Origin of the sequence: Mycobacterium colombiense (genome assembly GCF_003284935.1) — a bacterium.
Taxonomy (GTDB): Bacteria; Actinomycetota; Actinomycetes; order Mycobacteriales; family Mycobacteriaceae; genus Mycobacterium; species Mycobacterium arosiense_A.
Window position 1 is genome coordinate 1 of record NZ_QMEV01000100.1, and the last position, 12308, is coordinate 12308.

Annotated in this window: 12 protein-coding genes; 9 read left to right on the forward strand and 3 right to left on the reverse strand. The window is 69.9% G+C overall.

What is annotated here, in order from left to right; translation table 11 throughout:
- Nucleotides 1-355, forward strand: a 355-nt coding sequence (locus DQP57_RS24895; RefSeq protein ID WP_205869235.1) for a HEAT repeat domain-containing protein, incomplete at its 5' end; no start/stop codon positions are given.
- Here the strand turns inward: DQP57_RS24895 and DQP57_RS24900 are convergent.
- From DQP57_RS24900 to DQP57_RS24910, 3 genes are read right to left on the reverse strand one after another with little or no spacing between them, the layout of a single operon-like run.
- Entirely contained in the window at nt 356-895 is a 540-nt protein-coding gene (locus DQP57_RS24900) for a GNAT family N-acetyltransferase (RefSeq protein WP_112635377.1), read from the reverse strand.
- Between the two features lies 1 nt (nt 896).
- A complete protein-coding gene (locus DQP57_RS24905) occupies nt 897-2111 on the reverse strand; it encodes a serine hydrolase domain-containing protein (protein ID WP_112635378.1) in 1215 nt (404 codons plus the stop codon).
- Between the two features lie 32 nt (nt 2112-2143).
- A complete protein-coding gene (locus tag DQP57_RS24910; protein ID WP_240631878.1) occupies nt 2144-2575 on the reverse strand; it encodes a hypothetical protein in 432 nt (143 codons plus the stop codon).
- A gap of 118 nt (nt 2576-2693) precedes the next feature.
- Here DQP57_RS24910 and DQP57_RS24915 point away from each other — a divergent pair, with 118 nt between their 5' ends.
- The 8 genes from DQP57_RS24915 to pyrF form a co-directional block, all read left to right on the forward strand.
- Entirely contained in the window at nt 2694-3314 is a 621-nt protein-coding gene (locus DQP57_RS24915) for a MerR family transcriptional regulator (RefSeq protein WP_240631879.1), read from the forward strand.
- Nucleotides 3315-3859: 545 nt separating this feature from the next.
- The gene (gene pyrR / locus DQP57_RS24920) at nt 3860-4444 is read left to right on the forward strand and encodes a bifunctional pyr operon transcriptional regulator/uracil phosphoribosyltransferase PyrR (RefSeq protein WP_112635380.1); all 585 of its coding nucleotides are present in this window, start codon (nt 3860-3862) and stop codon (nt 4442-4444) included.
- Nucleotides 4441-5409 (forward strand): aspartate carbamoyltransferase catalytic subunit, encoded by a 969-nt coding sequence (locus DQP57_RS24925; RefSeq protein WP_112635381.1) that lies wholly within the window; start codon nt 4441-4443, stop codon nt 5407-5409. Before pyrR ends, DQP57_RS24925 begins: the two co-directional genes overlap by 4 nt.
- Nucleotides 5406-6710 (forward strand): dihydroorotase, encoded by a 1305-nt coding sequence (locus DQP57_RS24930; protein ID WP_112635383.1) that lies wholly within the window; start codon nt 5406-5408, stop codon nt 6708-6710. Before DQP57_RS24925 ends, DQP57_RS24930 begins: the two co-directional genes overlap by 4 nt.
- Nucleotides 6707-7207: a transporter gene (locus tag DQP57_RS24935; RefSeq protein WP_112635385.1), complete on the forward strand. Its 501-nt coding sequence runs from the start codon at nt 6707-6709 to the stop codon at nt 7205-7207. The genes DQP57_RS24930 and DQP57_RS24935 overlap by 4 nt, the downstream gene beginning before the upstream one ends.
- Nucleotides 7204-8337 carry a glutamine-hydrolyzing carbamoyl-phosphate synthase small subunit gene (carA, locus tag DQP57_RS24940; RefSeq protein WP_112635387.1) on the forward strand — a complete coding sequence of 378 codons (1134 nt, stop codon included), beginning with the start codon at nt 7204-7206 and terminating at the stop codon, nt 8335-8337. Before DQP57_RS24935 ends, carA begins: the two co-directional genes overlap by 4 nt.
- The gene (carB, locus tag DQP57_RS24945) at nt 8337-11687 is read left to right on the forward strand and encodes a carbamoyl-phosphate synthase large subunit (RefSeq protein WP_112635389.1); all 3351 of its coding nucleotides are present in this window, start codon (nt 8337-8339) and stop codon (nt 11685-11687) included. The genes carA and carB overlap by 1 nt, the downstream gene beginning before the upstream one ends.
- Nucleotides 11684-12308, forward strand: a 625-nt coding sequence (pyrF, locus tag DQP57_RS24950; RefSeq protein WP_112635390.1) for an orotidine-5'-phosphate decarboxylase, incomplete at its 3' end; no start/stop codon positions are given. The genes carB and pyrF, both read left to right, overlap by 4 nt.

Genomic DNA, 12308 nt, shown 5'->3' on the forward strand with positions numbered 1-12308 from the left:
TTTCCCGCAACTATCCGCCGCCGCCGCGCTGGCCGCGATGGGCCAATTGGGTTGCGCCGAGCAGGATTACGCCGCCATCAAGCAGGCGCTGCGGGCGCCGGCCTGGCAGGTGCGCGAAGGCGCGGCGCGCGCGCTGGCCGGCGCGCCGGTGGATTTCGCGATTCCGGAACTGTCCGAGGCGCTCGGTGACGCCCACCTGGACGTGCGCAAGGCGGCCGTGCTCAGCCTGACCCGGTGGGCCGGTGAGCCGACCGCCCGGGACGCGCTGGGCATCGCGCTCAAGGACGGCGACGCCGACGTGCGGGCCTACGGGCGGCGGGCGCTCGAAGTCGACGGCGCGGGGCCGCGCCGCTAGTCAGCGAAGAATCTTGGCGTAGAGCAGGCTGTCCTGGGGCTCGGGCCCCATGGCCGGGTAGACGGCGTGGCGGGCCAGCCGCCCCTCCAAGAAGAAGCCGGCGTGCTCGAGCAGTCGCGCCGAGCGCGTGTTGTCCACGCTGCAGGTGGCCCACACCCGATACACCTCGCGGTCGGCGTCGAGGGCGGCCAGCAGCATGCCGAGCACCTCCGACATCAGCCCCTTGCCCCACCAGCGCCGGCCCAGGCAGTAGCCGACCTCGACCGAGTGCGGCGCGGTGCGCCGGCAGCTGGCCAGCCCGATCACCTCCCCGCGGTGCCGCGACTCGATGACCCAGGTTTTCTCGTCCGCGCTGGCGTTGAGCTTTTCGGTGATCACGCGCCGCGTGGCGGCCACGTCGGGGTGCGGCGCCCACAGCAGATACTTGGTGACCTGCGGATCGCGGGCGACCCGCTGGAACAGCGCCCCGGCGTCGTCGAGCGTGGGCGGGCGCAGCGACAGCCGCGGCCCGCTGATGCGGTCGGGTGGGTACTCGGGCATGTCAGAGGCCGAGCGCCTGATAGGTCCGCCGGACGAATTTCGGTTGCGCCGATTGCAATTTCGCCAGCGATGTGTTGCCGGCGACCGCCGCCGCCACGTCCGCGGACATGTCGGGCAGGTTCTGCACCAGGTACAGCAGCACCAGATCCGCCGTCGGGTCGGCCTGCCACCACGTCCCGTACGCGCCCGGCCAGCTGAACGTTCCCAGCCCGCCCGGCCCGAACAGCGGCGCGCTCCTGGCGGGATCGGTCACCACCGACAGGTTCAGGCCGAAGCCGCGGCCCACCCAATACGGCGCCCCGAGGAAGTCGTGGCGCTTCTGTGCGTCGGTAAGCCGGTCGGTACGCATCAGCCGGGCCGAGGCGGGGGAGAGCACCCGCACGCCGTCGATGGACCCGTCGCCGAGCAACATGCGCACGAACCGCAGGTAGTCGTCGGCGGTCGACCACAACCCACCGCCGGCGTTGCAGAAGGAGGGCGGGGTGATGTGCGGCGGCCCCATCGCGTCGTGGTGCAGCTGGCCCTGCCCGTCGAGCCGGTACATGGTCGCCGCGCGGCGGCGTCCCTCGGGGGACACGAAGAATCCGGTGTCGGGCATGCCGACCGGGCCGAGGACGCGTTCGTCGAGCACCTGGTTGAACGGTTTGCCCTCGATGCGCGAGGCGATGACGCCCAGCAGGTCGATGGAGTGGCTGTAGGTGAGCCGGTCGCCGGGCTGGTGCACCAGCGGCAGCTTGGCCAGTTCGGCGAGCCACGCGTCCGGGCCGTGGTTGAACGGCAGCCGCACGTAGGCCTTGGCGATCGGCCCGGTCACCGAGAAGCCGTAGGCCAGCCCGCTGGTGTGGGTGAGCAGATCCTCGATCAAGATGGCCCGGTTCACCGGGTGGGTGCGGTCCAGCGGGCCCGCCGGATCGTCGAGCACCCGCAGGCCGGCCAGCTCCGGCGCCCAGCGCACGACCGGGTCCTTGAGCGTCAGCTTGCCCTCGTCGACCAGGCTCATCACGGCCGCGACCGTGACCGGCTTGGTCATCGACGCGATCCGGAACAGCGTGTCGCGCCGCATCGGCAGGCCGGCATCCACGTCGCGGTAGCCGATCTCGTTGACCTGCAGGACATCTCCGCGCTGCCAGACCATGGTGAGCGCACCGGCGAGCAGGCCGGCGTCGCACACTTCGCGGATGGAGGCGGCATTGCCGTCGAGGGACGAGCGATTCACCTGGTCAGGGTAGCGGGCCGGTCGGGCGGCCCTCAGATTCGGTCGATGCCCGCGATCAGGGTGGCCACCCCGGAGGTGAGGACGCCCGCAACCAGCAGCGTCGCCCCGAGCCACACGCTCGCGATCATCCGGTTCGGGCGCGCCGGGTCGCGACCGAGCACCGACAGGAAGAATCCCGCGGGCATCATGATGGCGGCCAGCAGCACGGCGATCGCCCCGCCGTTTGCCCAAGCGGGGCTCGCGCCCGCGGCGTTGCCCACCACCGTGAGCACCAAGCCCAGCAGCACGAGCACGCCGGCGTGCGCATGGCCCGCTCGGAAAAACGATTTCTGCAGTCCGTTGGCTTCGTGGTTGCCGGTGACGACCCGCAGCAAGAAGACGCCGCCGGACGCGATGGTGACGACCGAGACGACGGTCGCCCCCAGCGTGATGCTCATGATTGGAGTGATCAGCGAGGTGCTCATAAAAGCTCCCTGTACACATCGAGGACGATTAGATACTTCTACTATCCAATAGTGGGTAGTAAGAGTATCTAATGTCAAGGTGTTCGGGCACGACTATTGAAGGAGCGCTCCCGTGCTGATGTCGGAGCTGGCGAGTCGCACCCAGGTGTCGGTGTCGACGATCAAGTTCTACCTACGCGAGGGCGTGCTGATGCCGGGCCGCGCCGTCAGCTCGACCCGCGCCCACTACGACGAGCCGCACGTCCGACGCATCGCGCTGATCAGGGCTCTGTCCGCGCTCGGCCTGTCGATCTCCCAGATCAGGTCCGTCGTCGACCTCATCGACCACCCGGGGCGATCGCTGTTCGCGACGCTGGGCGCGGCGACGGCGGCGCTGTCACGCCCCGCTGCACCCCCGGGTGACGGTGACTGCGCACGGGCCCGGGCCGCGCTGGCAACGCTTGGCTTCGAGGTGCCCGGCGATCTTCCCGCGGTGGCGCAGCTCGACCGTGCCCTCGCCGATGCCGAGGACGCGGGCGTGCCGATGACCGAGGATCGGTTGCGCGCGTACGCCCCGCACATCAGCGCCATCGCCGAGTACGACATCGAGCAGATGCCGCTGGAACCCCCAACGGCGGCAATCGAATACGCCGTCCTCGGGACGATCTTCTACGAGCCGATCCTCGCGGCGCTGCGCCGCATCGCGCATGCCGGGCTGACCGCACAACGCCTGGCCGAGGATGGCTCGGCCGCCGGCTAACGGCGGGAATTGCGCTGCCTCCGCAATGGGATCGCGGCACAAAGCCTCTGTACATTCGGCGCGAAGAAATTAGATTCGGGTGCTATGGCCAATCGATGGGCCAGCAAATTAGCCGCGGCGTGCGGTGGCGTCGCCGTGTTCGCCCTCGCTGGTGTCAACGGCGCCAATGTGCCGCACACCGACATGGCGGACCCGGTGACGACCGTGGAACCGACGCCCACATCGCCGGACGACGTTTGCTGCGACACACCCCAGCCTCAGGCAAGCAACTGGGACTGCAAAATCGGGCTGAACTGTGGGCCCATCAACCCACGCCGCCCGCTGCCTCCGCCGCCGCCTCCTCCGCCTCCGCAGTAGGCCGCGCCGGAGGGCCGTTCTGTGCCCCGCGCCCGGGACTGGTGGGGCCCGTGTGACTAGCGCGGTGAGCGGCGCAGGCGCGGCGGGCGCCTCGCGGCGGCACCGGCAAAATTAGGTGCTACGCTGCCCTGCAGTCGACATCCTTTAACGATCCGTCCGGCGAGGCGGAGAAGGAGGTCAAGTTTCGTATGGGTGCTGCGGGCGACACCGGCTTTCCCGGTTTCAAAGCCAGCGATTCCCGGGAGTTGATGTCGGCGGCCGACGTGGGCCGCACCATTTCCCGCATTGCACATCAGATCATCGAAAAGACCGCGCTGGACGGTCCCGACGCGCCGCGGGTGGTGCTGCTGGGCATCCCGACCCGCGGTGTGATTCTGGCCCAGCGGCTCGCCACCAACATCGGCGAATACAGCGGCGTCGAGGTCGGCCACGGCGCCCTGGACATCACCCTCTACCGCGACGACCTGATGCAGAAACCGCCGCGGCCGCTGGAGGCCACCTCGATCCCGGCCGGCGGCATCGACGACGCGTTGGTGATCCTGGTCGACGACGTCCTGTACTCCGGCCGCTCGGTACGGTGCGCGCTGGACGCGCTGCGCGACGTGGGCCGGCCGCGGGTGGTGCAGCTGGCGGTGCTGGTGGACCGCGGCCACCGTGAGCTGCCGCTGCGCGCCGACTACGTGGGCAAGAACGTCCCGACCTCGCGCGGCGAGAGCGTGCACGTGCTGCTGAGGGAGAACGACGGTGACGACGGGGTGGTGATCTCACGATGACGCGCCATCTGCTGGCCGCCGGGGACCTGAGCCGGGACGACGCCACCGCCATCCTCGACGACGCCGACCGGTTCGCCGAGGCGCTGGTGGGCCGCGAGATCAAGAAGCTGCCGACCCTGCGCGGCCGCACCATCGTCACGATGTTCTACGAGAACTCGACCCGCACCCGGGTGTCCTTCGAGGTGGCCGGCAAGTGGATGAGCGCCGACGTGATCAACGTCAGCGCGTCCGGATCGTCGGTGGGCAAGGGGGAGTCGCTGCGCGACACGGCGTTCACGCTGCGCGCCGCCGGCGCCGACGCGCTGATCATCCGGCACCCCGCGTCCGGCGCCGCGCACCTGCTCGCCGAGTGGACCGGCGCGAAGGACATGGCCTCTCAGGGCGGACCGTCGGTGATCAACGCCGGCGACGGCACCCACGAGCACCCGACCCAGGCGCTGCTGGACGCGCTCACCCTTCGCCAGCGGCTCGGCGGCATCGAAGGCCGCCGCGTCGTGATCGTGGGTGACATCCTGCACAGCCGGGTCGCCCGCTCCAACGTCATGCTGCTGGCGACCCTGGGCGCCGAGGTGGTCCTGGTGGCGCCGCCGACGCTGTTGCCGGTCGGCGTCGAGGGCTGGCCGGTCACGGTGTCGAACGACTTCGACGCCGAGCTGCCCGCCGCCGACGCGGTGCTGATGCTGCGGGTGCAGGCCGAGCGGATGAACGGCGGGTTCTTCCCGTCGGTGCGCGAATACTCCTCGCTCTACGGGCTTTCCGATCGCCGCCAGGCGCTGCTGCCCGGCCACGCCGTGGTGCTGCACCCCGGGCCGATGCTGCGCGGCATGGAGATCGCCTCGTCGGTGGCCGACTCGTCGCAATCGGCCGTGCTGCAACAGGTTTCCAACGGCGTGCACGTGCGGATGGCGGTGCTGTTCCATGTGCTGGTCGGCACCGAACTAGCCGGAGAAGAGGGTGCGGCGTGAGCGTGCTGCTGCGCGGGGTGCTGTTGTACGGCGAAGGCGATCGGACGGACGTGCTGATCGACGACGGTCAGATCGCCGAGATCGGGCCCGGGTTGGCCACGGCCGGACGCGTCGAGGAGGACCTGGACGTCATCGATGCCACCGACCAGGTGCTGTTGCCCGGCCTGGTGGACCTGCACACCCACCTGCGCGAACCGGGGCGTGAATACGCCGAGGACATCGAAACAGGCTCGGCCGCAGCCGCTTTGGGCGGCTACACCGCGGTGTTCGCGATGGCCAACACCAACCCGGTCGCCGACAGCCCGGTGGTCACCGACCACGTGTGGCACCGGGGCCAGCAGGTCGGCCTGGTCGACGTGCACCCGGTGGGCGCCGTCACCGTCGGGCTGGCCGGCAAGGAGCTCACCGAGATGGGCATGATGGCGGCCGGGGCCGCGCAGGTGCGGATGTTCTCCGACGACGGCATCTGCGTGCACGACCCGCTGGTGATGCGCCGCGCCCTGGAATACGCCACCGGGCTGGGCGTGCTCGTCGCCCAGCACGCCGAGGAGCCGCGGCTGACCGTCGGCGCCGTCGCCCACGAAGGACCGACCGCGGCCCGGCTGGGCCTGGCGGGGTGGCCCAGGGCCGCCGAGGAATCGATCGTGGCCCGCGACGCGCTGCTGGCCCGTGACGCCGGCGCCCGGGTGCACATCTGCCACGCCTCCACCGCGGGCACCGTCGAGATCGTGAAATGGGCCAAGGAGCAAGGGATCTCGATCACCGCCGAGGTCACGCCGCACCACTTGATGCTCGACGACAGCAGGCTGACCAGTTACGACGGGCAGAACCGCGTCAACCCGCCACTGCGCGAGGCCGCCGACGCGGTGGCGTTGCGCCAAGCCCTGGCCGACGGCGTCATCGACTGTGTGGCGACCGATCACGCGCCGCACGCCGAACACGAAAAGTGCGTGGAGTTCTCCGCGGCACGGCCGGGCATGCTGGGGCTGCAGACGGCGCTGTCGATCGTGGTGCAGACGATGGTCACCCCCGGCTTGTTGACCTGGCGGGACGTCGCCCGGGTGATGAGCGAAAATCCGGCACGAATCGCGCGCCTGCCCGACCACGGCCGGCCGCTCGAGGTGGGGGAGCCCGCCAACCTCACGGTGGTGGATCCCGCGGGCTCGTGGACCGTCGCCGGGTCCAACCTGGCCAGTCGCTCGGCCAACACGCCCTACGAGGCGATGACCCTGCCCGCCACCGTGACCGCCACGCTGCTGCGCGGCAAGGTCACCGCCCGAGACGGGAAGTCCCCGGCATGAATTCGGGCACCCTGGTGGGGTCGCTGATCTTCGCGGCCGTGGTGGTGGTGGTGCTCACGGTGGTGATCCAGCTGATGATGCGGACGTGGCATCGTCGCTCACAGCAACAGGCGGAGCTGATCGGGGCGTTGCCCGAGATTCCGGACAACGTGGGGGCGGCGACCATCACCACCCGGGGACATTATTGCGGTTCCATGATGGCGCCGGGCTGGCACGAGCGGATCGCGGCCGGCGATCTGGGATACCGGAGCAAGGCGGTGCTCACCCGTTATGCCGGCGGCATCATGGTGGATCGCATACGGGCGCAACCGATTTGGATTCCGCAAGACTCGATCACCGAGATCCGTATGGAGCGCCGAATGACGGGCCGGATCGGGATTCTGGCGATCCGCTGGCGGCTGCCGTCGGGCGTCGAGATCGACACCGGGTTCCGGGCGAACAGCCGCGGCGATTACGACGAGTGGCTCGAATCGGCGCATCAGGAGGGAGCTGCGTGAGCAAGGCGCAATTGGTACTCGAGGACGGCCGCGTCTTCACCGGCACACCGTTCGGCAAGGTCGGCCAAACACTGGGCGAGGCGGTGTTTTCCACCGGCATGTCCGGCTACCAGGAGACGCTGACCGATCCCAGTTACCACCGGCAGATCGTGGTGGCCACCGCGCCGCAGATCGGCAACACCGGCTGGAACGGCGAGGACGCCGAGAGTCGCGGCGACAAGATCTGGGTCGCCGGCTACGCGGTGCGCGACCCCTCGCCGCGCCCGTCCAGCTGGCGGGCCACCGGAACCCTGGAGGACGAACTGGTCCGCCAGCAGATCGTCGGCATCGCCGGCATCGACACCCGCGCGGTGGTGCGGCACCTGCGCACCCGCGGTTCGATGAAGGCCGGGGTGTTCTCCGGTGACGCGCTCGCCGATGTCGACGAATTGGTGCAGCGGGTGCGCGGCCAGCAGTCGATGCTGGGCGCCGACCTGGCCGGCGAGGTCAGCACGCCCGACACCTACATCGTGGAACCCGAAGGGTCACCGCGGTTTACGGTCGCCGCGCTGGACCTGGGCATCAAAACCAACACGCCGCGCAACTTCGCCCGCCGCGGCGTCCGCACCCACGTGCTGGCGTCCTCGGCGACCTACGAACAGATCGCCGACATCAGGCCCGACGGGGTGTTCTTGTCCAACGGCCCCGGTGACCCCGCCACCGCGGATCACATCGTCGAGGTCACCCGCGAGGTGCTGGGCGCCGGAATCCCGTTGTTCGGCATCTGCTTCGGCAACCAGATCCTGGGCCGGGCGTTGGGGCTGTCCACCTACAAGCTGGTGTTCGGTCACCGCGGCATCAACATCCCGGTGATCGACCACGCCACCGGGCGGGTGGCGGTCACCGCGCAAAACCACGGCTTCGCGCTCGAAGGCGAGGCAGGCCAGTCCTTCGACACGCCGTTCGGCCAGGCGATCGTCAGCCACACCTGCGCCAACGACGGAGTGGTCGAGGGCGTCAAACTCGCTGACGGGCAGGCCTTCTCGGTCCAGTATCACCCGGAGGCCGCGGCCGGCCCGCACGATGCCGAGTACCTGTTCGACCAATTCATCGACCTGATGGCGGCCCCAAACCGCGGAAGGGGGCGGTAGTGCCGCGCCGTACCGACTTGCGTCACGTGCTGGTGATCGGCTCCGGGCCGATCGTCATCGGTCAGGCCTGCGAGTTCGACTACTCCGGCACGCAGGCCTGCCGGGTGCTGCGGGCCGAGGGCCTGGAAGTCAGCCTGGTGAACTCCAATCCGGCCACCATCATGACCGACCCGGAGTACGCCGACCACACCTACGTCGAGCCGATCACCGCCGCCTTCGTGGAGAAGATCTTTGCCCAGCAGGCGCAGCGCGGCAACAAGATCGACGCGCTGCTGGCCACCCTGGGTGGGCAGACCGCGCTGAACACCGCGGTGGCGCTCTACGAGAACGGGGCGCTGGAGCGCTACGGCGTCGAACTCATCGGCGCCGACTTCGACGCCATCCAGCGCGGCGAGGACCGGCAGATGTTCAAGGACATCGTGGCCAAGGTCGGCGGTGAATCCGCCCGCAGCCGAGTGTGTTTCACCATGGAAGAGGTCCGCGAGACGGTCTCCGAGCTCGGCCTGCCGGTTGTGGTGCGGCCCAGCTTCACCATGGGCGGCCTGGGATCGGGGATGGCGCGATCCGTCGAGGAGGTCGACCGGATGGCCGGCGCCGGGCTGGCCGAAAGCCCGAGCGCCAACGTGCTGATCGAGGAATCGATCTACGGCTGGAAGGAATTCGAGCTCGAGCTGATGCGCGACGGCAACGACAACGTCGTGGTGGTGTGCTCGATCGAGAACTTCGACCCGATGGGCGTGCACACCGGTGACTCGGTCACCGTCGCGCCGGCGATGACGCTGACCGACCGCGAATACCAGCGGATGCGCGACCTGGGCATCGCGATCCTGCGCGAGGTCGGGGTGGACACCGGTGGGTGCAACATCCAGTTCGCGATCAACCCCGTCGACGGCCGCCTGATCGTCATCGAGATGAATCCGCGGGTGTCGCGGTCCAGCGCGCTGGCGTCCAAGGCCACCGGGTTTCCCATCGCAAAGATCGCCGCCAAGCTGGCCATCGGCTACACCCTCGACGAGATCGTCAACGACATCACCAAGGAGACGCCGGCCTGCTTCGAGCCCACCCTGGACTACGTGGTGGTCAAGGCGCCGCGGTTCGCGTTCGAGAAGTTCCCGGGCGCCGACCCCACCCTGACCACCACCATGAAGTCCGTCGGCGAGGCAATGTCGTTGGGCCGCAACTTCGTCGAGGCGCTCGGCAAGGTGATGCGGTCGCTGGAAACCACCCGCGCGGGTTTCTGGACCAAACCCGACCCCGACGGCGACCTCGATGCGGTGCTGACCCGGCTGCGGACGCCGACCGAGGGCCGGCTCTACGACATCGAACTGGCGCTGCGGCTGGGCGCGTCGGTGGAGCAGGTCGCCGACGCCAGCGGTGTGGACCCGTGGTTCGTCGCGCAGATCGGTGAGCTGATCGCGCTGCGCGCGGAATTGATCGCCGCCCCGGTGCTCGACGCCGACCTGCTGCGCCGGGGCAAGCACAGCGGGCTGTCGGACCGCCAGATCGCCGCGCTGCGACCGGAATTGGCCGGCGAGAACGGGGTGCGCTCGCTGCGCGAGCGCCTCGGCGTGCACCCGGTGTACAAGACCGTCGACACCTGCGCGGCCGAATTCGAGGCCAAGACGCCGTATCACTACAGCAGCTACGAGTTGGACCCCGCCGCCGAGACCGAGGTGGCGCCGCAGACCGAGAGGCCCAAGGTGCTGATCCTCGGGTCGGGACCCAACCGCATCGGGCAGGGCATCGAATTCGACTACAGCTGCGTGCACGCGGCAACGACGTTGTCCCAGGCCGGTTTTGAGACCGTGATGGTCAACTGCAACCCGGAGACGGTGTCCACCGACTACGACACCGCCGACCGGCTGTACTTCGAGCCGCTGACCTTCGAGGACGTCCTCGAGGTGTTCCGCGCCGAACAGCAGTCCGCCGGCGACGGCCCGGGTGTCGTCGGGGTGATCGTGCAACTCGGCGGCCAAACCCCGCTCGGGCTCGCGCAGCGCCTCGCCGACGCCGGCGTGCCGATCGTCGGCACCCCGCCGGAGGCCATTGACCTGGCCGAGGACCGCGGCGCCTTCGGTGACGTGCTCACCGCGGCCGGCCTGCCCGCGCCGAAGTACGGCACCGCAACCACTTTCGACCAGGCCCGGCGGATCGCCGAAGACATCGGCTACCCGGTGCTGGTGCGGCCGTCCTACGTGCTGGGCGGCCGGGGCATGGAGATCGTCTACGACGAGGAGACGCTGCGCGGCTACATCACCCGCGCCACCGAGCTCTCACCTGAGCACCCGGTGCTCGTCGACCGCTTCCTCGAGGACGCGGTGGAGATCGACGTCGATGCGCTGTGCGACGGCACCGAGGTGTACATCGGCGGCATCATGGAGCACATCGAGGAGGCCGGCATCCACTCCGGCGACTCGGCCTGCGCCCTGCCGCCGGTGACGCTGGGCCGCAGCGACATCGAGAAGGTGCGCCGCGCCACCGAGGCCATCGCGCACGGCATCGGGGTGGTGGGGCTGCTCAACGTGCAGTATGCGCTCAAGGACGACGTGCTCTACGTCCTGGAGGCCAACCCGCGCGCCAGCCGCACGGTGCCGTTCGTGTCCAAGGCCACCGCGATCCCGCTCGCCAAGGCCTGCGCCCGGGTCATGTTGGGTGCCAAGATTTCCCAGCTTCGGCAGGAGGGGCTGCTGGCGGAGTCCGGCGACGGCGCCCACGCGGCGCAGAACGCCCCGATCGCGGTCAAGGAGGCCGTGCTGCCGTTCCACCGGTTCCGCCGGGCCGACGGCTCGGGCATCGACTCGCTGCTGGGCCCGGAGATGAAATCCACCGGCGAGGTGATGGGCATCGACCGCGACTTCGGCAGCGCGTTCGCCAAGAGCCAGACCGCCGCCTACGGATCGCTACCGGCCCAGGGCACCATCTTCGTGTCGGTGGCCAACCGCGACAAGCGCTCGCTGGTGTTCCCCGTCAAGCGGCTGGCCGACCTGGGCTTCCGCGTGCTGGCCACCGAGGGGACCGCGGAGATGTTGCGCCGCAACGGGATTCCATGCGACGAGGTGCGCAAGCACTTCGAGGACCCGCAGCCGGGCCGCCCGGAGATGTCGGCGGTCGACGCGATCAAGGCCGGCGAGATCGACATGGTGATCAACACGCCCTACGGCAATTCCGGGCCACGCATCGACGGCTACGAAATCCGTTCGGCCGCAGTGTCGGTCAACATCCCGTGCGTCACCACCGTGCAGGGCGCCTCGGCCGCCGTCCAGGGCATCGAAGCGGGCATCCGCGGCGACATCGGCGTGCGCAGCCTGCAAGAGCTGCACAGCCAGATGTCGGACAAGGGCGCGCGGTGACCGGCTTCGGCGTCCGGCTGGCGGCCGCGAAAGCGGAACGCGGCCCGTTGTGCGTGGGCATCGACCCACACCCGGAGCTGCTGCGCGCCTGGGGCCTGCCCACCACCGCCGACGGGCTGGCCGCGTTCTGCGACTTCTGCATCGAGGCGTTTTCCGGACTCGCCGTCGTCAAGCCCCAGGTCGCGTTCTTCGAGGCCTACGGCGCCGCCGGGTTCGCGGTGCTGGAACGCACCATCGCGGCGCTGCGGTCGGCCGGCGTGCTGGTGCTGGCCGACGCCAAACGCGGCGACATCGGCACCACGATGGCGGCCTATGCCGCCGCCTGGGCGGGTGATTCGCCGCTGGCCGCCGACGCCGTGACGGCCACGCCCTACCTGGGGTTCGGCTCGCTGCGGCCGTTGCTGGAAGCCGCCGCCGCGCACGATCGCGGGGTGTTCGTCCTGGCGGCCACCTCCAACCCGGAGGGGGCGACCGTGCAGCGCGCCGCCTTCGACGGCCGCACGGTGGCCCAGCTGGTGGTCGACCAGGCGGCGGTGGTGAATCGGTCCGCCACCGGATCGGGGCCGGGATACGTCGGCGTGGTCGTCGGCGCGACGGTCCTGCAGGCGCCCGATCTCAGCG